This is a genomic window from Candidatus Erwinia haradaeae (assembly GCF_900698855.1).
Classification (GTDB): Bacteria; Pseudomonadota; Gammaproteobacteria; order Enterobacterales; family Enterobacteriaceae; genus Erwinia_E; species Erwinia_E haradaeae_F.
Genome location: NZ_LR217698.1, coordinates 865,216 through 890,201, shown reverse-complemented (window position 1 = coordinate 890,201; position 24,986 = coordinate 865,216). Strand labels below are relative to the sequence as shown.

The 24,986-nt window shown below is 31.5% G+C and carries 17 protein-coding genes; 7 read left to right on the top strand and 10 right to left on the bottom strand.

Features of this window, described 5'->3' with window-relative positions; all coding sequences use genetic code 11:
- Positions 1–271: 271 nt before the first annotated feature.
- From HACICURT3053_RS02690 to cyoA, 6 genes are all read right to left on the bottom strand, one after another.
- Positions 272–1,651, bottom strand: a complete 1,380-nt coding sequence (locus HACICURT3053_RS02690; protein WP_157992185.1) for an MFS transporter — start codon at positions 1,649–1,651, stop codon at positions 272–274.
- Positions 1,652–1,821: 170 nt separating this feature from the next.
- Positions 1,822–2,673, bottom strand: coding sequence for a heme o synthase (gene cyoE / locus HACICURT3053_RS02685; RefSeq protein ID WP_157992184.1), 852 nt, complete (start codon positions 2,671–2,673; stop codon positions 1,822–1,824).
- 12 nt (positions 2,674–2,685) lie between these two features.
- Positions 2,686–3,021, bottom strand: a complete 336-nt coding sequence (cyoD, locus tag HACICURT3053_RS02680) for a cytochrome o ubiquinol oxidase subunit IV (RefSeq protein WP_157992183.1) — start codon at positions 3,019–3,021, stop codon at positions 2,686–2,688.
- The gene (gene cyoC, locus HACICURT3053_RS02675) at positions 3,021–3,608 is read right to left on the bottom strand and encodes a cytochrome o ubiquinol oxidase subunit III (RefSeq protein ID WP_157992182.1); all 588 of its coding nucleotides are present in this window, start codon (positions 3,606–3,608) and stop codon (positions 3,021–3,023) included. The genes cyoD and cyoC overlap by 1 nt, the downstream gene beginning before the upstream one ends.
- Positions 3,598–5,589, bottom strand: coding sequence for a cytochrome o ubiquinol oxidase subunit I (cyoB, locus tag HACICURT3053_RS02670; RefSeq protein WP_157992321.1), 1,992 nt, complete (start codon positions 5,587–5,589; stop codon positions 3,598–3,600). The genes cyoC and cyoB overlap by 11 nt, the downstream gene beginning before the upstream one ends.
- Positions 5,590–5,831: 242 nt before the next feature.
- A complete protein-coding gene (gene cyoA / locus HACICURT3053_RS02665) occupies positions 5,832–6,716 on the bottom strand; it encodes a ubiquinol oxidase subunit II (RefSeq protein WP_157992181.1) in 885 nt (294 codons plus the stop codon).
- Positions 6,717–7,246: 530 nt separating this feature from the next.
- On the opposite strand from cyoA, the gene brnQ reads away from it, so the two are divergent.
- A complete protein-coding gene (gene brnQ / locus HACICURT3053_RS02660; protein WP_157992180.1) occupies positions 7,247–8,545 on the top strand; it encodes a branched-chain amino acid transport system II carrier protein in 1,299 nt (432 codons plus the stop codon).
- 1,414 nt (positions 8,546–9,959) lie between these two features.
- Here brnQ and HACICURT3053_RS02655 read toward each other — a convergent pair.
- Entirely contained in the window at positions 9,960–10,862 is a 903-nt protein-coding gene (locus HACICURT3053_RS02655) for a DMT family transporter (RefSeq protein ID WP_157992179.1), read from the bottom strand.
- A gap of 109 nt (positions 10,863–10,971) precedes the next feature.
- On the opposite strand from HACICURT3053_RS02655, the gene HACICURT3053_RS02650 reads away from it, so the two are divergent.
- The 3 genes from HACICURT3053_RS02650 to HACICURT3053_RS02640 are packed head-to-tail and all read left to right on the top strand — an operon-like array spanning position 10,972 to position 15,007.
- Positions 10,972–11,445 (top strand): Lrp/AsnC family transcriptional regulator, encoded by a 474-nt coding sequence (locus tag HACICURT3053_RS02650; RefSeq protein WP_232037553.1) that lies wholly within the window; start codon positions 10,972–10,974, stop codon positions 11,443–11,445.
- Positions 11,446–11,460: 15 nt separating this feature from the next.
- Positions 11,461–13,260, top strand: a complete 1,800-nt coding sequence (locus tag HACICURT3053_RS02645; RefSeq protein WP_157992177.1) for a SmdA family multidrug ABC transporter permease/ATP-binding protein — start codon at positions 11,461–11,463, stop codon at positions 13,258–13,260.
- Positions 13,253–15,007, top strand: coding sequence for a SmdB family multidrug efflux ABC transporter permease/ATP-binding protein (locus HACICURT3053_RS02640; RefSeq protein ID WP_157992176.1), 1,755 nt, complete (start codon positions 13,253–13,255; stop codon positions 15,005–15,007). Before HACICURT3053_RS02645 ends, HACICURT3053_RS02640 begins: the two co-directional genes overlap by 8 nt.
- 327 nt (positions 15,008–15,334) lie before the next feature.
- Here HACICURT3053_RS02640 and sstT read toward each other — a convergent pair whose 3' ends face one another.
- From sstT to HACICURT3053_RS03435, 3 genes are all read right to left on the bottom strand, one after another.
- Complete coding sequence (gene sstT, locus HACICURT3053_RS02635; RefSeq protein ID WP_157992175.1) at positions 15,335–16,564, bottom strand: serine/threonine transporter SstT; 1,230 nt, start codon at positions 16,562–16,564, stop codon at positions 15,335–15,337.
- Positions 16,565–19,759: 3,195 nt separating this feature from the next.
- Positions 19,760–19,969, bottom strand: coding sequence for a transcription antiterminator/RNA stability regulator CspE (gene cspE / locus HACICURT3053_RS02630; RefSeq protein ID WP_157991161.1), 210 nt, complete (start codon positions 19,967–19,969; stop codon positions 19,760–19,762).
- Positions 19,970–20,052: 83 nt separating this feature from the next.
- On the bottom strand, positions 20,053–20,121 hold the full coding sequence (locus tag HACICURT3053_RS03435) for a DUF2627 domain-containing protein (protein WP_414973888.1): 69 nt from the start codon (positions 20,119–20,121) through the stop codon (positions 20,053–20,055).
- A 1,555-nt stretch (positions 20,122–21,676) separates the two neighbouring features.
- On the opposite strand from HACICURT3053_RS03435, the gene lolC reads away from it, so the two are divergent.
- From lolC to lolE, 3 genes are read left to right on the top strand one after another with little or no spacing between them, the layout of a single operon-like run.
- Positions 21,677–22,879 carry a lipoprotein-releasing ABC transporter permease subunit LolC gene (gene lolC / locus HACICURT3053_RS02620; protein WP_157992174.1) on the top strand — a complete coding sequence of 401 codons (1,203 nt, stop codon included), beginning with the start codon at positions 21,677–21,679 and terminating at the stop codon, positions 22,877–22,879.
- Entirely contained in the window at positions 22,872–23,579 is a 708-nt protein-coding gene (lolD, locus tag HACICURT3053_RS02615) for a lipoprotein-releasing ABC transporter ATP-binding protein LolD (protein WP_157992173.1), read from the top strand. Before lolC ends, lolD begins: the two co-directional genes overlap by 8 nt.
- Positions 23,576–24,823: a lipoprotein-releasing ABC transporter permease subunit LolE gene (gene lolE / locus HACICURT3053_RS02610; protein WP_157992172.1), complete on the top strand. Its 1,248-nt coding sequence runs from the start codon at positions 23,576–23,578 to the stop codon at positions 24,821–24,823. Before lolD ends, lolE begins: the two co-directional genes overlap by 4 nt.
- Positions 24,824–24,986 lie beyond the last annotated feature (163 nt).

Sequence of the window (24,986 nt, the reverse complement as noted above, 5' to 3'; positions counted from 1 at the left end):
GGTAATCAAAGTAATTATTTATTTAGATTGGGGGAGTTAATTATATTTTATAATAGTATGGATACCTATGATGATACATTTATTACAGGGAGATATGATAATGTAATTAGTTTTAGCAATTAATTCTAAACAGATTATTATGCATGGTCGATTTCTATAAATCTTATAGAATATATAAGTATGCCATATAGGGTGAATATTGAACTTGATAATGGTAATAAGAGATTACGTTTGTGACAAAGGCATTGGTCTAGATTTTTATTATTTCGTTTTATTCTTGAGGGATCGTGTGATCTGAAATAATTTCTTCTATTGAAGAACGAGAGGTAATTTTCTTATCGATTTTAATATAAATATTTTTTTCTTTCGGTAGTAATAGGACATCAAAAACCCCTTTATGAGTTCTTAGAGATTGCTCAAGTTTAATCGTATCGATAAAAGGAGATGAAAGTGTTAGTCGTAAACTGCTTAGATAAGGTGGCTCTCTCATATTCATAGTTAATAACAACCATGCTAGAGAAAGAAGAGAACCAAAAAGAAATACATGATTGACGCCAAAATGATCTAGTAACCAGCCATTGACACTGCCACCAATTGCTACGCCAAGAAATTGACTGGTAGAGTATAATCCCATAGCCGTCCCCTTGTAGCCTACTGGGCATTCTTTATTAATTAGTGAGGGTAATATTGCTTCCATAATGTTAAAACTGATGAAAAATATTTGTAATCCTATGAATAGTTTATAAAATATATGATCAGAATTCCATAATAGGATTTCGGAACCTAACATTAATACTGTGCAAGAAATAACAAATGATTTCATTTGTTTATTAATTTCAGCATAGAGAACAGATGGTATTGTAGTGACAAAAGAAATGAATATGGTGCACAAGTAAATTTTCCAGTGATCCTTAGAAGGAAATCCTGCTAGTGAAAATTGTGTAGGCAAGCTAATAAAGTTAGACATTAGTAATACATGTAGAAAGAAGATACTAAGATTTAACTTAATTAAATGCTTATTGGTTATAATAGTTTTGATACCACTTCGTACAGTCACTACATCGCGATTTAGTATCTGTATTGATGATGATGGAACTATAATTACTGTAATTATAATAGCGATAACAGAAAGTAAAGCAGTAATAGAAAACAATTCATGGATGTTTAGTATATTAGCAATAATAGGTCCTATTATGATGGCAATAGAAAAGGTGATTCCGAATCCCATTCCAATAAATGTTATTGCTTTAGTATAGTTTTGTTCACAGGTAAGATCAGATAATAAAGCCATAATAACAGATGATATTGCACCAGAACCTTGTAATGCACGCCCAAGAATAATACCCCATATGGACTCAGTTATAGTGGCTACTAAGCTTCCTGCAGTGAAAAGCAATAGACCTATTACAATTAATGGTTTTCGTCCGAATCTATCTGATAATAGACCAAAGGGGATTTGAAAAATTGCTTGAGTTGCACCATATATTCCAATAGCAAGTCCGATAAGTGTTTCGCTGGCTTTTGGAATCTGTATCCCATAAACAGTTAGGATTGGTAGTACCATGCACATACCTAACATGCGTAAGAAAAATACTGCACTTAGTCCCCAGGTAGCGCGTAGTTCAATTCTGCTCATTTTGTTATAATTCATAACTATCTCCAGATTGTGAATTGTATCTTATGATTGCAGAGTACATTTTTTAAACATTATTAAAAGTGTTACGATTTGTTAAAAGCGGTTCTGTAGGTTTTATTTATTGGTTTTAGTTAAGTGTTTTTATCGATTTTAAATCGAAAAGAGGGTGGTTTATTACAGGATTATTATGTAATATCTATTGATATCATAATGCTAAAAGCGGTGATTACTACAAGGGATAAGAGAAAAATTTTTTTAGCCCAAAGCGGGCTGTTGTAGGTTCTGTAACCAATAACAGCGACACTTAGCCACCAGATACCTACTGTACTCATTACGATAAGATACTTATATCCAGTATATCCTGCTATGAACAACATCATTGTAGAGGAAATAAATGCAATAATATATATTATGATATGTTTTTTAGCTTCTATAATTCCAAGTTTTACTGGTAAAACTGGAATGTTAGTAATTTGATAATCTTTTAAATATAAAATAGAAATAGCATAAGAGTGTGGTATTTGCCAAAGGCTAAATATAGATAATAATATTAGAGCGGCAGAGTCAAACTTCCCAGAGGCTGAGCAGTAGCCTATTAAAGGAGGGGTGGAGCCTGATAGGCTTCCTATTAGGGTGCCATAGATAGAATGACGTTTCATATACAGACTATAGACGCCAACGTAAATTATAAACCCTATTGTTGCAAATAGGGTTGCTAAAGGATTTGTTCCATAAAGAAGTATTATAAAACCGGAGACACCTAATATAGTTGCGTAAACAAGAACGGTTCGTAAAGAAATTAGAGTGGATGATAGAATTCTATTTTTTGTTCTTTCAGCTTTTTTATCAATATCTCGGTCTATGTAGTTGTTATAAACACAACTAGATGCAATGATTAGAATCGTTCCTATTATGGTGAAAAAAAAATGATAATAGTCGATTTTATATTTAGAAGCAAGTAAAAAACCGCCGATTAAAGCGATTAAATTGCCAGCAATAATTCCCGGTTTTGTTAGTTGCAGATAGTGTTTAATCATTAGATTATCTATTTAATCATGTACCATATTTTGATTTAAATTCGACATGATCCATAAAGAACCAACAATGATAATTAAGACTATTATTGCTACAAATATGCTAGAGATTAAAGTCCATCCACCTTCAGATTGGCGATTAAGGTGCAGAAAATATATTAGATGTACTAGTATTTGGCATACCGCGCATATTAAAACTATAGATAATATGCTGGTTCGAGATATTTGACCGTTTAAAACTACCAGAAAGGGTACGACTGTGAGAAGAATTGAAAAAGATAAACCGGTAATATAAGACTTGATAGCGGTTTTTGAAAAATTATCTTTAGACTTAATTGGAATCCGGTACATTATATTTTTCCTATTAAGTAGACAATGGTAAATACACATATCCATATTATATCTAGAAAATGCCAAAATAGGCTTAAACACATGATTCGTATACAATTAATAGTGGTTAAACCTCTTTGAGCTATTTGGATCATGAGTAAGATCATCCAAATTAATCCAGCGGTCACATGTAGTGCATGAGCCCCAAGTAGTGTAAAGAAAGCAGATAAAAAACCACTTAGACTAGGTCCCATTCCTTTAGTGATTAGATGTAATAGTTCATACCCTTCCATTCCAATAAAAGAAAGACCGAAGATAATAGTCAGTCCAAACCATAATATAACTGCGTTTTTTTTCTCTTGATGCATTCGAATTAAGACAAGACCACAGGTTCCTGAGCTTATCAAAAGACAGATAGTTTCTAATAGAACAAATGGTAAATTGAAGATATCTTTTCCTGTCGGGCCACTGGCAGTGCTTGTTACCATTACGCCATAGGTAGCAAATAAAGTAGCGAAAATAATGCAGTCACTCATCAGATATAACCAAAATCCAAAGATTTTGTTAGTACTTATATGATGATTGGGAGAGATAGTTTTAGTTAACATAATTAATCTCTGATTTTTTGCTTTCATTGATGTGATGATTTTCAATAATCATAATATCGTGAATAGGGACATAGTAATCAATATCTTCATCAAAACTCTTTGTCATCCATGATATAAGTATTGCTAGCAATGACATACAAACTAACCACCAAATATGCCAGATCATCGAAAAACCGAATAAGAGACTAAAGAAAGCTATGATAATTCCAACACTACTATTTTTTGGCATATGAATGGCAGTGTATTTCGGGATATCTTGGAACATTTTTTCTTTTTTTTTCATTTGCCAAAAAGCATCGCGTTCGTTTATTTTAGGTAAAATAGCAAAATTATAGAATGGTGGCGGCGAGGAGGTTGACCACTCTAATGTGCGTCCTCCCCAAGGATCACCAGTTAGGTCACGGTTATTTTTACGGTCACGGATGGTGACGTATAGCTGAATGAATTGGCAGATAATCCCACAACTAATCAATATAGTTCCTCCGGCTGCAATTACTAGCATAGTATGGAATTCTGGATTGATTTCTTGACTGAGACGCCGTGTCATTCCCATAAATCCCAAAACATATAACGGAATAAATGCAGTAAAAAAACCAAGAATCCAAAACCAGAATGAACGTATTCCCCATTTTTCATTTAAAATAACGCCGAATATTTTGGGGAACCAATATGTTATTCCTGCAAAACAGCCAAAGACGACTCCCCCGATAATAACATTATGGAAGTGAGCAATAAGAAATAAGCTATTATGTAAAACAAAATCTGCGCCCGGGATAGCAAGTAGTACTCCACTCATGCCGCCTACAGAAAATGTAACTAAGAAACCGATAGTCCATAACATGGAAGAATGTAATCGGATTCTTCCTTGATACATTGTAAATAGCCAGTTAAATATTTTCACGCCGGTAGGAATGGCAATAATCATTGTCATTATACCAAAAAAGGCGTTGACATCCGCTCCAGCACCCATTGTAAAAAAATGATGCAGCCAGACAAGGAATGATAGAATGGTAATAACTACTGTTGCTCCAATTAGTGAGGTATAGCCGAATAAGCTTTTACGTGAAAAGGTAGCAACAACTTCTGAAAATACACCAAAGATTGGTAGAATCAGGATATAGACTTCTGGATGACCCCAAATCCAGATTAAATTAACATACATCATCATATTTCCCCCCATTTCGTTGCTAAAGAAATGAAAATCTAGGTAACGATCTAGGGTTAGAAGGCTTAAAGTGGTTGCTAGAACAGGAAACGAAGCGATTATAAGTACATTAGTGCACAATGCAGTCCAAGTGAATACTGGCATCTTAAGCATACTCATACCATGGGTGCGCATCTTAAGGATAGTAACTATAAAGTTAATACCTGTCAAAGTTGTTCCAATACCAGAAAGTTGCAGACTCCATATCCAGTAATCTACTCCTACGCCAGGACTATATTGCGGCCCAGAGAGGGGTGGGTAAGCTAGCCAACCTGTTTGTGCAAACTCACCAATTCCTAGTGAGAGATTGATTAAAATTGCTCCTATAACAGTGAACCAAAAGCTTAGGTTGTTTAAAAATGGAAACGCTACATCGCGAGTGCCAATTTGTAATGGCACAATGATATTCATTAACCCTACTACTAGTGGCATAGCTACAAAAAAGATCATAATTACACCATGAGCAGTAAAAATCTGATCGTAGTGATGTGGCGGTAAGAAGCCGGGCTTACCTGCAGAGGCAAGGACTTGTTGGCTTCGCATCATGATAGCGTCGGCAAAACCTCGGAGTAACATCACAAAGGCCATCACAAGATACATAATTCCTATTTTTTTATGATCTAGAGAGGTTAACCATTCACACCAAAGGTATTTCCATTTATTATAATATGTAATAGCTGCAGCAATACTGATGCCAAGAATCATAATAGTAAAAATGGTTATCATGATAATTGGTTCATGGAATGGGATAGAATTGAGAGTTAATTTGCCTAAAATCATGTGACGCCTCGGTTCCTCTTTGGGGAAGGAGTTTATGTATAAATTGTACAAAATAACTGAATTAAGGTTGATAATACTTGATTAAAACTAATGAGAGACTAACTATATTATAGCAGTTGATATTATTATAGCAGTTGATATTGCTATTTATTAAATATATTTTTTTTAAATGAATATTTAATAATTATTTTTTAAATTTTCGGTACATATTTAAGATTATATGTCATTAATTTTAGATCTTATTTTTTATTTGCTTCTATTTTATTAGAATTTTTGACATGAAACTGGTCCATGATATTTTGGAATAATTCTGGTTTAACAGAAGAAAAAAATGTGACTGAATAATCATTTTTTAGTTGAGCGATACGATGGAAATCATTTGTGGTTATCAAAATTTTAGGAGATTTTTTCACTCTCTCTATCCATTGATTAAAAGTTTCTCTATTCTGAGTGGCAATAACTTTAAATTTCATTTTTGAGAATCCATGACCACTATAATTAGATGAAATTCCATCAAACGTTCCTGATTTATTTGCAATTAAATTTAGATGAGTCTGCATTCCTGGCATAGCGTACATTTGACTTCCTAAGGCTGGAACAAAAAAGGAGTTCATTACTGTATGAGAAGTAATTTTGAAGTGTACAGGACAATTAGCTGGAAAAGCAATCTCATTTATAGTAGCAATACCTTGCTCAGGATAGATAAATAACCACTTCCAGTTTAGCGAAACCACTTCGATTAGGATTGATTTAACATCAGGTTTTAAAGATTGTCGAGGTTCTAGTTCGTGGGTCGATTTCCATGAAAGAATGCTGAGAAAGATAATTATCAAGATAGGAATAGTCCATACTATTGCTTCCAATTTATATGAGTGATCCCAATCTGGATTATATTGTGCCAATGTGTTGGATTCTCGATATTTCCAAGAAAACAGAATAGCCATATAAATTGCAGGTAATACAACAATCATCATTAGACCAAATGCTGTTAGAATTAGGGAGCGTTGTTCTATGGCAACGTGTCCTTTTGGATCCATTAACACACTTTGACAACTGTTGAGCAGCATGAGCTGCATTATTAATGAAAAAATAGCTATTCTTTTCTTATATGTTCTGCATTTCATGCAATAACCTCAAATAGCAAGGGTTTCATAAACATATACAATGATTATGACTTTTTGTTTATTAATTATTTTGATTTTGAAAATTTTATTTTAGTATATGACTATTTTTATAATTACTGTGTTTATAAAAAACATATTTTATAATAAAGGCCTTTCTTTTGTAAATTGTTAGCTTTTATTTTTCTTGATATTTTATTAAAACGTTAATCTAAATGATAGTGAATAAATAGAAGAAGTTAGTATAGCATTAGAATTAGCGTAGTGCGATCTGTTCTGTTTAATTTTAATTTCTTTTATCATGTATTTCAGAGAAATAAGCTAGAATTAATAGATTATTTAGGGCGGAAGAGATTTTACATTAGATCTTAATATTATAAATCTTGGAAAGTTGTAAAAATTGGATTTCTAGAAGTTTTTCTATTTTTTCATAAATAAAAAATAATTTTCATTTATTGTGTAAATTTATATTTTATATATTGATAATAAGTATGCGTGATAGAATAGATTGACTAATTAAGGATGATAATTTTATGCAAAATTATTTAAGTTTTAAAGATATCTTATCTTTAGGTCTTATGGCTTTAGCTTTTTTTTTAGGAGCTGGAAATATCATATTTCCACCTATGTTGGGTATTCAGTCTGGGGAATATGTTTGGTATACAGCTTTAGGGTTTTTGGTTATGGCCGTAGGACTTCCATTTCTTGGAGTTATTGCATTAGCACGAGTTGGAGGAAGAATTGAAGTTCTGAGCGAACCGATTGGTAAATACTTAGGGGTTACATTAGCAACTATTTGTTATCTTATTGTTGGGCCTTTATTTGCGATACCGCGTACTGCTAATGTTTCATTTGAAATGGGATTAGTGCCATTATTTGAACATACTAAATCGCTTATGTTGTATTATAGTCTTTTTTATTTTTGTTTAGTTAGTCTTATTTCTCTGTATCCTGCTAAATTATTAGATATAATTGGTCATGTTTTAGCTCCATTGAAAATATTATCTCTAATTTTTCTATCGATATCGGCATATTTGTGGCCCGCAGGTAGAATGATGTCTGTTTCTACAGATTATAAGAATATGGCATTCTCTCATGGTTTATTAGGTGGCTATTTAACTATGGATGCTTTGGGTGCATTAGTGTTTAGTACTGTGATTATTAATGCTATACGCTCGCGTTCTATTAGCGAAGAAAAATTATTGATGCGTTATACTATAATTTCAGGAGGTATTGCTGCTTTTGGTTTAACTTTAATCTATTTGGCTTTATTTAAAATCGGTTCTGATAGTGCTAATATTTTGGATCATCATGTTAATGGTACTGTGATTCTATATACTTATATTCAACATACTTTTGGTCTGGTTGGTACTATTTTTTTATCTATATTAATTTTTATTTCTTGCTTAGTAACTTCTGTAGGTTTGACTTGTTCTTGTGCGGAGTTTTTTGAGAGGTATCTACCTTTTAGTTATCGTCAAGTAGTTTGTATTATTGGTATTCTTTCTTTATTTTTTTCTAATTTTGGTCTCAGTTATTTAATTCAGATATCTGTTCCTATATTGATAGCAATATACCCTCCTTGTATCATGTTAGTCTTATTAAGTTTTACGACGCTTTGGTGGAAAAAGAGTAAAAGAGTTTTTATTCCAGTTTTTTTTGTTAGTTTAACCTTTGGTATTTTAGATGTAATACAAAATTCCAGTTTAAAAGTTATTCTTCCTGTGTTAATTCAAGATTTTCCTTTGATTGATCAGGGGATGATATGGCTTTTTCCTTCATTTGGAACAGCTCTTGTCTTAGGTTTTTATGATCGCTTTTTTCTTCAGTAAATAAGAAGATGTAAAGTAAGTAAAAGCTGTAAAATGGATATTGTTATCATATTTTATTTACAGCTTTCGCAAAATAACTCATGATTTAGATAGATTCTTGTAATATTTTCTATGTTATAGAATTCATTGAAATATATTTTTTAATTGAAATGCATCGTATGTTTAAGAGAGAATAAAAGAAGTTGATTTTTAGTAGAATAAAAGTTCTATAGAATTTTGAATTCATAGTCAAGGTTTCTGATATTATTAATATAATTTTGTTTTTAGGGCAGTATTCTCATCAATAAATTATATATTTATATCCAATATCTTTCCGAGATATTAGATATTGTATTATGAGTTAGTTATTTCTTAGATTTAGAGAATATAGATTAGGTTCTTCTGATATAATTTGTAATTATTAGGGTTAAATTATTTTCTAAATTTTTATTTTTAAATACTGGAACCTAGTTATGGGTTTATTTAAAAAGGATTAAAAGAACTATATGATATAGTACTAGAGTTAGGAATGTTGAATAACTATAGTATAACACTGTTAATATATGCTTCATATATTCTTAAGTGTTAGATTCATGTGTTTTTAGTTTTATGAGAAAGTAAGTTATGTAGTATTCGTTATAATTAATTTTAAAGCATTCCAAATTAAAGAATTTCAAAATTTGGATATTTTATCGTGAGGGAAGAGTTAGGTTTTTTAATTATGGTTATATTTTCATAAATGGTCTGATTTTAATTTCATGATTACATATGAATGTATTATGGATATTCTTACATTAATTTTTAATTTTATGGTATTTAGTCGCTGTGAAATGTTAGATTAGATATCTCTAGTGTATTATGTTTAATATATGCTAAGTTATTCGAATAATATCTATGCATATCTACATGTATTGATAATAATTATGGATTATCAAGCAATCTAATACGATTCTATTATAATTAGAAGAGAGTTATTTGATTCGAGCAAGATAATTAGTATTATACTACGTAGTATATATAATTATTGTATGTAGATTTAATTTTTTTAGTCAAGAAACTTAGTGGTGTGAATAGCAATGGTAATCCTAAGTGATTCACGCGTGTAATTTAACTCATTATTAAAATATAGTATCTCTAAAAATAGATTAATAAGTTATATATGACAACAGTTCTTTTGGGCTAGAAAATTATTGAATGATAGATAAAATTTATAGTATGTTTAGTTTATAAGTGATATGGATCACTAATAGAACTTAGTTGAATGTTGTTTTTTATTTTTTTCTTAATTTCATATTGGTTGTATTGTCAATAGCTGTTAGTGTTAGCTCTAAGCGTGTTAGATCATATTTAAACATTGATCTTAAAAATATCTAGATTGGTGCGAAAATTTTTAATATGGCATAATGGCATTGTAATTTATTTAAAATATTTCGTTTTAAAGGGAATTTTTTTCTTTTGATTTATATAGTGTGAGTATCATACCTAGAAGAAATGGTATAAGTAATACTAGAGACGATTTGCTAAGACTGCTATCATTTATAACTCTTTCTAGGGTTAATGCGATTAAGGGAAATATCATAAAAACAAGCGATGCCTGAAAGGGTTTAATAATTTTTTGAAGAAAAAAATATGCTAGAACTCCTCCCACGCTCGCTACTATACCGAGGTAGGCTATCGCTAATAAGGATTGTGTAGAAAACATCTTAACATCGGTAGTTTCACTCAGACCAGCTATGGTGAGAATTATGCCAGCACCCAAACAAGGTAGTGTGTTATAACTGAGAACCGAGATAGTCATGCAGCGTTTTTTGCATAGGACATACATAATAGCATGTATTAGAACTGCTGCAACGAGTGCTAATACACCCCGTATTTGGGTATCTAGGTTGTTATGATGTGCCTCTTGCCATAAAATTATGATTAATGTGCTAATGCTTATCCATAAACCCACAATTTGTTGCGTCGTGGTTCGTTCATTTAGAATGAATCGAGAGAGAATAAGAACAATAGCGGGCATGATGGAAAAAATAATTGACGCTAGACCAGAGGCAATGTATCTCTCTCCATAAATCATGAGCGTAAATGGTAAGGCAAAATAAAAAAGTGTTACATATAATTGGAAGAGACCCTGACTAGACGGGAATAAAAGAGGAGCTTGTTTATAACGTGATAACAAAAACAGCAGTGGCGTTGCAAATAGAAAACGAAGTCCGGTGGCAAGAATAGGTGGAACAGAAGAAACAGCAATTTTCATTGCCATCCAGGTAGTTCCCCAAGTAAAAGAGACAGCAGTAAATAAACTGATGATCACGAGGTTATGAAAAATTTTTCTTCGCATTATATCTCCATTCTATTAAACTTTGGTCATGTCTTACATAAGATTAACGATATATGTGGAGAAAAAGTTACTAAACTCTCATTTCAAAAGTTATTACAAGGAGAATATATTGCTACCAATAACGTTGGATAAAAAAGATCGTTTGTTACTCAGTCTTCTTCAGAAGGATTGTACTCTTTCTTTACAGGTTTTGGCAGAGACAGTTTGTCTTACTACCACTCCTTGCTGGAAACGATTGAAGAGGTTAGATGATGAGGGGTATATTCGTGCTCGGGTAGCATTATTAAATAGTTATAAGCTTGGTTTGGATCTTACTGCTTTTGTTTTTATAAAAACCCATCAGCATAGTAGTGATGGGTTTGATCAATTTGTTAGCACAATACAAATAATGCCTGAGGTTATGGGGTTTTATCGAATGGCGGGGGAATATGATTATCTTCTCAGAGTTCAAGTCGCTGATATGAAAAGTTATGATAGATTTTATAAAAACTTATTGCATAGCGTACCTACTTTGCTAGATGTTACTTCAAGTTTTGCAATGGAAGAGATTAAGTATACTACTTCTTTGCCAGTGCGCCTTTAAATAGAGAGGTTTCGGATGAGTCAGGCCGATCATCAGGATTTTTCAGTTAGGTTATTTAGCCAATTAAGCTGGTATTTTTTACGTGAATGGCGTCGTTACCTTGGGGCGGTCCTTCTTCTTCTTATAATTGCAATATTAAAGTTGTTACCACCATGGGTTGTAGGAAAAATAGTAGATGGTGTAAGTCGTAATGAGTTAAGTCACAGTCAGGTGTTGATGTGGGTTGGTGTTATGTTTCTTACTGCTACGGTTATTTATGTATTACATTATTTATGGCGTATACTATTATTTGGCGCTTCCTATCATTTAGCAGTAGAATTGCGTGCAGGTTTTTACAGGCAGCTTAGTTGTCAACATCCTGAATTTTATTTACGTCGTCGTACTGGTGATTTAATTGCTCGAGCTACTAATGATGTCGATCGTGTAGTCTTTGCAGCTGGTGAAGGTTTTCTTACTCTAGTAGATTCTTTAGTAATGGGAGTCACAGTATTGCTAGTCATGGGTTCACAAATTAGCTTAAAATTAACAATATTAGCACTTATGCCAATGCCTATAATGGCTTTAGTTATTAAATGTTATGGTAATCAACTGCATCAACGTTTTAAAAATGTACAAGCTGCTTTTTCGTTATTAAATGATCAGACACAAGAAAGTTTAAGCAGTATTCGAATGATTAAAGCTTTTGGTTTAGAGGATCATCAATCAGCTAAATTTGCGGCTATTGCTAAAGATACAGGAGAGGAAAATTTGCGCGCTGCTCGTATTGATGCTCGTTTTGATCCTACTATTTATGTTTCTGTTGCATTGTCAAATTTGTTAGCTATTGTTGGTGGAAGTTGGATGGTGTGGCATAGTACGATTACTTTAGGTCAGTTAACTAGTTTTGTTATGTATCTAGGTTTAATGATTTGGCCTATGTTAGCATTAGCATGGATGTTGAATATTGTTGAGCGCGGAAGCGTGGCTTGGAGTCGTATTTTTGCACTTCTATCGGAGGCTCCAGTAGTGGTTGATGGTCAGAATATTTTACCTAAAAAGCGCGGTTTATTACAAATTACCATAGGAAAATTTTATTATCCAGGGTCAGAAAAGGCTATATTATCGAATCTTAATGTGACAATCCAGCCTGGTCAGATGTTAGGTTTATGTGGTCCAACGGGTTCTGGAAAAAGCACTTTATTAAGTTTAATTCAACGTCATTTTGACATTGATCAAGGGGATATTTTTTTTCATGAAACTCCTTTATCTCAGATTCGTCTTGATTCGTGGCGCAGTCGACTTGCAGTAGCAAGTCAAACTCCTTTTTTATTTTCTGATAGTGTAGCAAAAAATATTGCTTTGGGGCGTCCTACTTCTACTCAACATGAGATTGAGTATGTGGCAAAACTTGCACATGTTCATGAAGATATATTGCGTTTACCTTATGGTTATGAAACACAAGTTGGTGAACGTGGTGTAATGCTTTCAGGAGGGCAGAAACAACGTATTGCTATTGCTCGCGCACTTCTTTTAAATGCTGAGATTCTAGTGTTAGATGATGCGTTATCTGCTGTGGATGGGCGTACTGAACATCAAATTATGCATAATTTGCGTCATTGGGGCGAAAGTCGAACGGTTATTATTACTGCTCATCGCCTTTCTGTTTTAGCTGAAGCTAATGAAATTTTAGTATTGAAAAATGGAATAGTGACGCAAAGAGGGGATCATCAAAAGTTGTTGGCTAATAAAGGTTGGTATCGTGAAATGTATCGTTATCAGCAGTTAGAGGATGTATTAGATAAGGATAATATAGAATACGGAGCGGCCGATGACTAATGTAGTCAAACTGTGGCCAACTATAAAAAGGTTGCTTGCATATGGCGCCCCATGGTGGAAGTCTCTTTGTTTAGCTATTGTAATGCTATGGGTTGCTGCGGGAGCAGAAGTTATAGGTTCAATACTTCTTAGTGTGCTCATTGATCAAATGGCTAAACACTATGTGCCTTTTGGAGGTTTGTCGGGATTAATAGTATTGGGTTACCTTCTCTTACAGATATTGGCGGCATTGTTATACTATTGGCAAGCGTTATGGTTTAATCAAGTTTCAGTTAGAGTGGTTCAGGATTTACGAACTAATGTGATGGATGCAGCATTACGCCAGCCTTTAAGTGTTTTTGATTCTCAGCCAGTCGGACAAATTATTTCAAAGGTTACTAATGACACGGAAGTAGTACGTGATTTATATGTGACCGTAGTTTCTACAGCATTGCGTAGCAGCGCATTAGTTGGAACGATGCTTGTGGCAATGTTTAGTCTTAACTGGCGTATGGCATTGGTAGCAATGACAATTTTTCCTGCTGTATTAATAGTGATGTTTATATACCAGCGTTGTAGCACTCCAATTGTGAGACGAGTTCGCAGTTATTTAGCTGATATTAATAATGGTTTTAATGAAGTTATTAATGGAATGAGTGTTATCCAGCAGTTTCGACAACAAGCCCGTTTTGGCAAGCGGATGGGAGAAATTAGTCGATTACATTATCTATCTCGTATGGAGACTTTAAGGCTCGAAGGGTTCTTATTACGACCACTTTTAAGTTTTTTGTCTGCGTTAATATTATGTGGTTTAATGATTCTTTTTGGTTTTTCATCTATTAATACTATTGAAGTTGGCGTATTATATGCTTTCATCAACTATCTTGCGCGGTTAAATGAGCCCCTAATTGAAGTAACTACGCAACAATCGATTTTACAGCAGGCCGTAGTTGCAGGCGAGAGGATTTTTGAGTTAATGGACTCTCCTCGACAGCACTATGGTGAAGATATAGAGCCATTGCATTCTGGAAGGATCGATATTCGTAATTTGACTTTTACGTATTCTTCTTTCTGCCCGGTCTTAACCGATATCAATATATCGGTACCTACTCGACATTTTGTGGCATTAGTCGGGCATACTGGAAGCGGGAAAAGTACATTAGCAAATCTTTTAATGGGTTATTATCCTTTAAATAAAGGTGAAATTTTACTTGATTCTAGACCGTTGTCTTCGTTAAGTCATTCTGTATTGCGCGATAGCGTAGCTATGTTACAGCAAGATCCAGTAATATTAGCTGATACGTTTTTTGCTAATGTTACTTTAGGTAGATCTATCACTGAGGAGGTAGTTTGGCAAATTTTAGAGATAGTACAATTGGAAGATCTCGCGCGATCAATGCCACAAGGTATCTATACTCATTTAGGAGAGCAGGGTAATTTTCTATCTATTGGACAAAAACAGCTTTTAGCGATAGCAAGAGTATTGGTTACCACACCTCAGATACTGATTTTAGATGAAGCAACAGCTAATATTGATTCGGGCACTGAACAAGCAATTCAGAAAGCTCTATGTCTTTTACGTAAAGAAGCAACATTAATAGTTATCGCCCATCGTCTCTCAACAATTACTGAAGCAGATACAATTTTCGTACTACATCGAGGACGAGTAGTAGAAAGTGGTAATCATCATCAATTATTACAAAAACAGGGTCGTTATTGGCAGATGTATCGATTGCAATTGGCTAGTGAAGAAATTTTCATGATGTAATATATTCATGAAATAGAGATTATGATAATTCTATTATTTTCAAGGTTTTGATATATTAGAATAAGGATATTACTTAGTATATATATAATTATATGTATAATATAAACGAAGAGATGAGATATAAGATGAAATGTTACTATATCATTTTGATAGAAATATAGTATATTTTATTCACTGTATTAAGAGTTATATTTGGTTATTTTTAATACATAGATGAAATTACAGTATCATGGGATTTAGAATGTTTTTTATTATTTGAGTATATTTAAGTTTTTATTCCTATTTTTTTCCATTTTTTTATTTAATCGTTTATGTTCGTTATGAGCATTAGATATTTTTATTTAATGGATGATATTTTTCTGCCATACATACAGCAGCAGTAAATAAAATAGCTGCAGATGAGTTGAGAGCGGTCTCAGCAGAATCCTGCAAGATGCTTATAATAAATCCGATTGCGACTACCTGCATGGCTATTTCATTAGGAATACCAAAGATGTGACATACTACTGGTATTAAAAGTAGAGATCCACTGGCAATACTAGAGGCACCACAGGCGCATAAAGACGCTACTAGGCTAAGTAGAATAGAAGTGGACCAGTCTAGACTAATTCCTAAGGTGTGCATTGCTGCTAGTGTTAACACCGTAATAGTGATAGATGCACCCGACATGCTAATATTGGCTCCAATAGGAATTGATACAGTATAGGTCTCTGGATTTAGATTTAATTTTTTGGCTAGAATGATATTGACTGGGATATTAGCAGCGGAACTGCGAGTAAAAAAGGCAGTTACTCCGCTTTCTCTTAAACAGATAAAGACTAATGGATAAGGATTACGACGTATTATATACCATACAATTAGCGGGTTTAATAGTAGTGCAATTAGAAGCATGCATCCTAGAAGAAGGCTGAGTAGTCCAGCATATTGCCATAATACCTTAAATCCAGTTGAGGCTAGGCTCGAGGAAACTAATCCGCAAATGCCAATTGGTGCAAATTTGATTATTAAGTGAACTAGTTGTGTGATTGCAGATGCAAGATCGTTCAGTAGAGAACGGGTAGTTTTACTGCTGTGACGAAAGGCAAATCCCAAGCTAATCCCCCATAAAAGAATACTAATATAATTAGCTTGTATTAATGATTGAAGGGGATTAGTTACCATGCTCATTAGCAAGATTCTTAATACTTCTAACGTTTTAGAAGGTTGGGTTACAATCGTAGTATTAGTTGAAGGTAGCGTTAAAGTTTGTGGAATTAAGTAACTGAAGATTAATGCAATTACAACTGCGCTAAATGTACTCAGTAAATAGAGAATAATAATTTTTCGAATGTTATGTTTTTGCCCTTCATTATAGTTAGCAATAGATGTTAGAGTAAGCACTAGTACGAGCAATGGAGAGATGGATTTTAATATATTTACAAATAAGTCCCCTAGAACTCCTATTGCTATTGCATACTCTTTTGAAAACCAAGCTAATGTCATGCCCAATGTTAAACCAAAAATAATTTGCATCACCAAATTATTTTTTATATTTTTTTTATTTTTTTGTATTATCATTGTAAGATCGCTATTTATTAAATTAATGTTTGTGATTGTCGGAATTTGTATATGTAGTATTGATTTAAAGAGGTATGAGGATATACTGTAAGAGAAAAAACAGACTAATAATTTTAAATTATGATTGTTTAAATTTGCAGAATTATAGTAATAAATGATCAAGAACAGTTGATTGAGTAATTTGAATGAGTCTTTTTTACTTAATATATAAGATTTTTCTCAATCAGAATTAGAAATAATTCTTTTAATGTAGAGTCAAAGCAGACTGTGTACTGCATATTACATGATATGTATAGGGAATATTTAATGTAATGATGTAATGATTAATAGATTGAGTTAATTTATAGGGTAGTTATACAGTGGAGGCGCTTATATAGTCAAAGGATTTTTTTTTAATTATAAGATGTTTTATTTACAGACAGGGTCTTCGTAATTCGTTTTTAGAAACATATTTTTTGTTTTTTTATTTATTTTTTATAGCTATATGCCTGCTATGTTCGTCAAATAAAGTGATCAAAAAATTATTTAATTATTTTTTATATGAAGAGCAATATTAGAAGATTAGTCAAAAGATATGTGTGGATATCTAATAGGGATTGATAGATATCAAGTTAATTATATTATATATTTTATATATTTTTCTAAGTAATATGTGTTTGGTTTTATTTTTCCTTCGTTGAATAATGAACTTACAGATTATAAGTTTAATTTTCAGTTTTTTCTTGTATTCTTTAGTCTTTAGATAAAAATAGATATTATAGAATTATTTCTTTATTTTTATGGGTGTAAATAAAAGAATTACTTTAACTTTTATTTATTAGTCATTAATTTTTTGTGATGAATATTAATGATTTAGTATGATGTATTAGTAATATAAATTTAATTGTGTTGAAATAGTTAAAGAATTTTTACAAATTAGTTTAGATTTGATCACCAATATCATTTAGTGATATGTTTTATAATTATGTTTTTCAATTAAAACAGTGGTTTTAAGAAAATTAGTTTGTAAAAACTAATTTAGACATGGATAAAATCCACAATTAATTTGTAACAATCAGAAAATTACTATGTTAGTATGTAATATTTGTCTAGGTTTTTTCAGGTTAATAGTTCAATGCCTATCACATATGTGGGGAACATGGAGACAATATTTAGTTTTATTCGTCTATTTGTTTGTGATTTAAACGGTTAGTATATTGCAATGATGTACTAAATTAAATTTAACATAATGGTCTCATTAATGTCATTAACATTACCATAACGGGTAGGCTAAGTCTATATTGAATATTATTCAATAATTGGTATACAGGTATCATCAAGTCTATGATTTTTAGATTAAAGAAACTGAATATTGTTTTGAAATCTATTAGCATATAGCTCATAAGAGAGAGATCGCCAATGCTTCGTTGTTCATATTAGTAATTAAAGATAGAAATAGTCATCATACTATTTTTTATTTTGGGCAAACTTATTCACTAAAAATTCACAGAGGTTAATAAAGATTCATTACCGCATATTAAGTCATGGATAACATCGTAAAATGGTAATAGATCAAAACTACTATCAAATTTTTATCTAGAAGCGATCTTCATTGGGCACGTTTGTAAAACAAACAATGTAAGTTATTATAACTACGTGGGATATAAGAACTCTCAGAGCGAGAAACTAGTAAAATTCTTAGTTTTTTTTAAATTTGTATCAGATAGATTTGAACACCGATTTGTGATGGTGACAAGGATTATATTTTTGTGTATGTATTTGTCAAATTTACTTGAATTCGTTCTAATATATATCAGTTTATAATGTAGGGTTGTTCTTTTCTTTTGTTATTAGGTGCTTATACAGTCTTTTTACGAAGATAAGACCTTCGATCTATTTTCTTTAATTTTTCATTAATCTCTGTTTTCAGAGAAAGTAAGCACTGATGAATTAAAGTCATAATTAGTTGATTTGTTATAAAATTCTATTAATATGCACAGATATTATAATATTTTTCTACAGTAAAAATTCTGATTTACTGATTTAATAGTGTTATATTACTTGATTTTAAATCAAGTGACTAGATTTTAAGAACTGATTTTTAAAAAATAACATTGATTAGATTTTAGTGATATTCTTGATTATCCTATACCTCTATATAGAGGTATAGGATAAGTAAACTTAGATTATAAAGTTTAGGAATATTGCATGTATTATGGTGTGCCTATCTGTAATACAGATTTCATATAAGTAACAATTATTTTATTATTTACTTCTATATGAATGTGTTAGAAAGTTTAAGAAGTATGAATCATAATGATTTTGTAATCGAAAATATATTATAGTAGAGTTTATAGAGTTTTCGATAAGAGAGTTAAGTTTAATACTTAGGGTTAAAACAATGGTCCATACAGATTAGCTATTGGGTATTTTAGATTTTTTCTTATGAAAATCAATATAAGTAGGATTCTAGTTTTTCTTTTTTTTTACCTTTAACACCTATACTCATATTATATCTTTTTTGTAAAAGAAATGATCTAGCAAATGATAAATATATCATATATGAATATCATGAATTGTATTAATTATTAAAATAGTAAAGTTAATAGTGCTTATTTTATTTAAGTTTGAATGATTTAGTTTTTATATTTTTCTTATTTTATCAGATTTTATGATATATAGAATTTTATTGCAATCTTAAGACATATCAGTCAACTCCCAATAAATACAGAAACTATATAAAAGTATTTTTTTTATTTATCTATATTTAGATCACATATCATTTCATTTTTTTATTAGTTATATTTAAATAGAAAAATCAGGTACAATTATATTTTTTCTGAATAAAAAGATATAACATTTATTATGCGAATATTATAATTTTCTATAAAAATATTAATTTACAGTATGTAATGTCATAAATATCATTATTATTGATGGTGAGTTCTACATTGGTATTACATTATTTATATTTTTATGGGTTTTTAACATTTGTAAAGATATGAGAATAATTAAAATTCCAATATATCTTATAGCCAATTATTTCTACTTCTACAAAGTTAACAGAAATATTAAACATATAAATTGATCTATTTTTTTTAAATATTCTTTAAATATTAAAGAAGGGCCCCGTCATTTCTGACGGAGCTTATATAGAGTATTTAGATTTTCACTGATCTTACTTATAGGTAGTCAATGATAAACTTAGATTACATATTAGATGGTGCTAACATTTACTGCAGCTGGGCCTTTCTGTCCATCCTGAATTTCAAATTCAACACTCTGGCCTTCAGCGAGAGTTTTGAAACCGTTACCCTGAATAGCGGAGAAGTGCACAAACACATCTTTGCTTCCGTCAGAAGGAGTGATAAAACCAAAACCTTTAGACTCATTGAACCACTTAACCTGACCTTTAATCTTTGCCATTTTACACATTCCTTAGAGAGATTATTCGCCCGTGGGCTTTTGACGTTCAGAAAAACTAAAAACATTACTGCATGAGATATTAATTAAGGCGTGGCAAGGAAGCGGTATTCAACGTCAACGTTTGTACTCATATCTTCTTTACTGTCTTTAATTCAAATCTTCTTTACTAAAGAAGTGGCTCATAAGCAGAGATGCATCTTGTTTTACTAAGATGTTTATCACATATCTGCTAATTAATGGCAAGTCATTTTTACAATGATAAGGGTATATCTTAACATCTTTTAAATTTTATTTGTCTCATGCAGTGTAACTGTTGGCGTATTATGTGCTAATGAAATGTTCTATTCATTAGAATAAAAGGTAATTTAATTGGTTAGTTTGATTAATAAAGCGATTTGTATCAAACATGTGTTTTTTGAGCATGTCGATGTTTATCTATTTTAAAGAATATAAATAATGTAATACCAATGTAGAACTCACCATCAATAATAATGATATTTATGACATTACATACTGTAAATTAATATTTTTATAGAAAATTATAATATTCGCATAATAAATGTTATGTCTTTTTATTCAGAAAGATTATAATTATACTTGATTTTTTCTGTTTAAATATAACTAATAAAAAAATGATAATGATATGTGATCTAAATTTAGATTAATAGAAACACTTTTGTAACATGTTTGTATCTATGCAGATTTTTTTATAATTTTTTATTAAGTGGGGTGAGCTAAGATGGAATGATAAGGTAGATGAGTTATAAAATTATTGTAAGTTGAGATTATATTTACATGATAGAGCATAAATTATATTTTCAGGATTATCAAAATAAAGCATTGTATTGTTAGGTAATATGTATCGTTTATAGGATTGTTTCCGTATGGAAGTGTCGTGGAAAATCTTTAGATGCAGTGTATGTGTGATGAAATAGATTAAACATTATGGTTTTACACATATAACCATACTCAAAGATGTTCTGTATATAAATATTATTTATTGTATTTTTATAAGATTATCAGGATTTTATAGAAATATCATAGTTTATGTGAATGACGTTATTATATCTGTAATTGATATATCAAAATATCATTGATACGTGTCATGATTTAGATAGAATTGGAATCTTAGATTCCAATTTTTTAATCTACAAATTACTATTAACTGTGATATATAATTATCATTATCTAGAGAGATGAAATTATTTCTAATTTTAAGCGAGATAGATTATTTGTATAGTATAAATGGAATGATTCTTTTCAAGGTCGTATTTCGATAATATGACACATTTATTATAGATATTATATTAATAAATAACATATCAGATATACCTGAGATTGTAATCAACTATTCCAGTACTCTATTCTTATATCTAATGTCTTATAGTTCTAATTTTTATAAGATTTTATAAAGTGATCTTAGTTGATTTTAGCTTAAGCAATGTCAGATTAAATAAGATTCTTATACTTTCTTTTATAGTTAGGTGGTTATAAATTTAATTATTTAGCCATTGTGAATTTTCATATTTTCTTTTTGAGAAATATCACATAATAAATTATGGATCTTTGATAAAATCAGTATTTATATTGTTTAGAGATTTTATTGGTTTTTTTCTATAGCGTAAAAGATGATTTTTTTGTATAGGATAGTATCCCTATACGTATAACGAATTATTTATTTCATAAGTGATTTGAAAGAGTAAGTTTATGCATCAACCTTTAACTTTATTTATTAGCATGCGTTATATGCAAGGTCGTAGATTCGATCGTTTTGGATACTTAGTTGGATGGTTCTCTATTATTGGACTTGCAATTGGTGTAATGGTTTTAATCACAGTGTTATCAGTAATGAATGGTTTAGAACACCAATTGGAAACAAAAACTCTTGGTTTTATTCCTCACGCATTAATTACTAGCCGCTCAGGATCTATTGATCCAAGAAAGATTCCTTCTAGCAGTTTTCATCTGAAAGGCGTTACTCGTATTGAATCATTAACTATAGGTGAAGTGGTGATACAGAGTGCTGATCACGTTAGCGCGGGGATGATTTTAGGTATTAATCCTAATGAACATGATATATTAGAACCTTTTTTTATTAATGCGCGACAGACAGATCTGAAAGTAGGAAAATATAATATTATTGTTGGTTCAAAGTTAGCCAATCAGTTAAAATTACATCAAGGAGGGCAGGTGCGCTTATTAGTACCAGCTGTTAGTTATTTGACTCCATTTGGTTTTCTTCCGAGTCAGAGGTTATTTAATGTCATTGGTGTCTTTTTTTCTGATAGCGATGCAGATGCTTATCAGGTTTTAGTTAATCAACAAGATGCTTCATCTTTGATGTCTTATCGTATTGGGCGCATTACTGGATGGCGTCTTTGGTTAGAAAAGCCATTAGAAATTGAAAAAATTAGTTCTCAATCCTTATTAGAGGGTCTTGTATGGAAAGACTGGCGTGATCACAAAGGGGTTTTATTTCAGGCAGTAAACATGGAAAAAAATATAATGGGGTTATTGTTGAGTCTTATTATTTTAGTATCTTCTTTTAATATTGTCACATTTCTTTTTCTTCTTATTCTAGAGAAAAAGAATGAGGTTGCTATTTTGCAAACTCAAGGTCTAAGGCGTAGCCAAATAGCTATGATTTTTATTATACAAGGGTCGATAGTTGGTTTCTTTGGCTCTTTGATTGGAGCTTCTCTTGGGATATTTTTAACCACCCAGATTGGTCGTTTGATGGGGGTATTAGGAGTTTTATTTACAGATATTGTAAGATTGCCTACGGTTATTTCTATATCTCAAGTAGTTGTTGTTACCATCAGCGCTACAATGATTTCGTTTCTTTCATCACTTATTCCATCTGTCCGTGCTTCTGCTCTTTCGCCAGTTGAGGCGTTGCGTCATGAGTAAACAGATTTTATTGCAGTGCAATAATCTATGTAAAAGTTATCAAGAAAATAATATAAAAACTGATGTTTTGCATAATATTACATTTAGTGTGCAACCTGGTGATATGGTTGGGGTTGTCGGAAGTTCTGGTTCTGGAAAAAGCACATTACTTCATATTTTAGGTGGACTGGATTCTCCTACTTCGGGAGAAGTTCAATTTGAGGGTCATTCGTTAAATACCATGTCCTCTTCAGATAAAGCTGAATTACGTAATCGAAAATTAGGTTTTATTTACCAGTTTCATCACTTGTTATTGGATTTTAGTGCATTAGAAAATGTAGCTATGCCTCTTTTAATTGCGAAAATGAATTATAGAAAGGCACGGGTTTTGGCAGAAAGGATATTAAAGATTGTTGGTTTAAGCTCTCGGATGACTTATCGCCCATCAGAGCTCTCCGGAGGTGAGAGACAAAGAGTAGCAATAGCGCGCGCCTTAGTTCATGGTCCTCGTCTGGTTTTGGCAGATGAACCGACAGGTAATTTAGATACAGTTAATACGCATGTAATCTTTGAATTATTGACTCAGATGAACAAAGAGCATAATACGGCGTTTGTTATTGTGACCCACGATTGGTATTTAGCTCAACGTTTACAACGAAAAATAAAGATGGAAGATGGTTACCTAGGAAATCTGAGTAGTGCATTAGGTCAAGTATCATGAAACGCTCTTTAGCTGTGTTTTTGGGTTTTCGTTTGAGTCATTCTAGTCGACGAGGTAGCATAGTTTCTTTAATGGGGATAGTATCCATTCTTGGAATGGCCTTAAGTACTTCTGTTTTAATTATTAGTTTTAGTGTAATCAATGGTTTTGAACATGAATTAAATCAACGTGTTCTCTCTGTAGTCCCACATGGTGAGATAGAATCAGTTAGTCAGATCTTTTCTACTTGGAAGTCTTTATTAAATGTTGTGGAAAAAGTTCCTGGTATAGAGGCGGCAGCACCTTATATTCATTTTTCCGGGTTAATTCAAACCGGAAAAAGAGTTTTAGCAGTTCAAATCAAAGGGGTAGATACACAATTAGAAAGTCGAATTAGCTCGATTCCTTTCTATGTAGAGGGAGTAACTTGGGAGAACTTCATATCTGGTCAAAAGAAAATTCTTATAGGAAAAGGGATTGCTCATAGTTTAAATGTTAAAGTAGGTGACTGGATTAATCTTATAGTGACTACGAGAAATTCTGAGAGTAATTTTTTAAAAAACAAGAAGGTCCTTCTTCAGGTTATTGGGTTTTTTAACCTGAATGGAGTGCATGCTAATAATTTAGTGTATATGCCACTTATTGATGCGCAGAATTTATTAGGGATCGGTGAGAATATTACTGGTATTGCTATTAAGGTTGATAATCCTTTTCATGCTGAAAAATTGGTTCATCTAGCTGGAGAGGCGACAGGTTTATATGTTGGAGTGCGTAGCTGGATAAGTGCTTATGGATACATGTATCATGATATTCAGATGATTCGAGGATTACTTTATCTAGCAATGGTTTTAGTCATGGGTATTGTTTATTTTAATATTATGTCTACATTAGTCATAGCTATTAAGGATAAAGGTTCTGATATTGCTATATTACGTACTTTAGGTGCTAAAGATGAACTAATCTGTTCTATTTTTCTCTGGTATGGATTGTTGTTAGGTAGTTTAGTGGGAAGTATAATCGGGGTATTGATTGGAATTATAGTGGTTGTTAATCTTCAATCTATTTTCTTTTGTGTTGAAAACATAACTGGATATCATATATTGCCAGGTGAAGTTTATTTTATTGATTTTATTCCATCAAAACTCTATTGGCTTGATATAATGATTATATTAGTTACGGCTTTAATTCTAAGTTTAGTAGCTAGCTGGATACCAGCTAAACAAGCTATAAGCCTGTGTCCTGCTAGAGTTTTATTTAAGAAGTAGGAGAGATAATCATATAGTATTATGAAAATAATTATAATACGTCGTTTTTTCTAAACTAAAGTATATTTTTTCTAAACTAAAGGATATAATGCTTATATTATATATTTAAAATAATATGTAATATTTCTAAATTTTTTATATTAAGAAAAGTCTAAATAATTAA

Bases quoted from the DNA above. Each gene is read 5' to 3' on its own strand.
- HACICURT3053_RS02690 (WP_157992185.1), bottom strand. From the start codon at position 1,651: ATGAATTATAACAAAATGAGCAGAATTGAACTACGCGCTACCTGGGGA.
- cyoE (WP_157992184.1), bottom strand. From the start codon at position 2,673: ATGATTAAACACTATCTGCAACTAACAAAACCGGGAATTATTGCTGGC.
- cyoD (WP_157992183.1), bottom strand. From the start codon at position 3,021: ATGTACCGGATTCCAATTAAGTCTAAAGATAATTTTTCAAAAACCGCT.
- cyoC (WP_157992182.1), bottom strand. From the start codon at position 3,608: ATGTTAACTAAAACTATCTCTCCCAATCATCATATAAGTACTAACAAA.
- cyoA (WP_157992181.1), bottom strand. From the start codon at position 6,716: ATGAAATGCAGAACATATAAGAAAAGAATAGCTATTTTTTCATTAATA.
- brnQ (WP_157992180.1), top strand. From the start codon at position 7,247: ATGCAAAATTATTTAAGTTTTAAAGATATCTTATCTTTAGGTCTTATG.
- HACICURT3053_RS02655 (WP_157992179.1), bottom strand. From the start codon at position 10,862: ATGCGAAGAAAAATTTTTCATAACCTCGTGATCATCAGTTTATTTACT.
- HACICURT3053_RS02645 (WP_157992177.1), top strand. From the start codon at position 11,461: ATGAGTCAGGCCGATCATCAGGATTTTTCAGTTAGGTTATTTAGCCAA.
- HACICURT3053_RS02640 (WP_157992176.1), top strand. From the start codon at position 13,253: ATGACTAATGTAGTCAAACTGTGGCCAACTATAAAAAGGTTGCTTGCA.
- sstT (WP_157992175.1), bottom strand. From the start codon at position 16,564: ATGATAATACAAAAAAATAAAAAAAATATAAAAAATAATTTGGTGATG.
- cspE (WP_157991161.1), bottom strand. From the start codon at position 19,969: ATGGCAAAGATTAAAGGTCAGGTTAAGTGGTTCAATGAGTCTAAAGGT.
- lolC (WP_157992174.1), top strand. From the start codon at position 21,677: ATGCATCAACCTTTAACTTTATTTATTAGCATGCGTTATATGCAAGGT.
- lolD (WP_157992173.1), top strand. From the start codon at position 22,872: ATGAGTAAACAGATTTTATTGCAGTGCAATAATCTATGTAAAAGTTAT.
- lolE (WP_157992172.1), top strand. From the start codon at position 23,576: ATGAAACGCTCTTTAGCTGTGTTTTTGGGTTTTCGTTTGAGTCATTCT.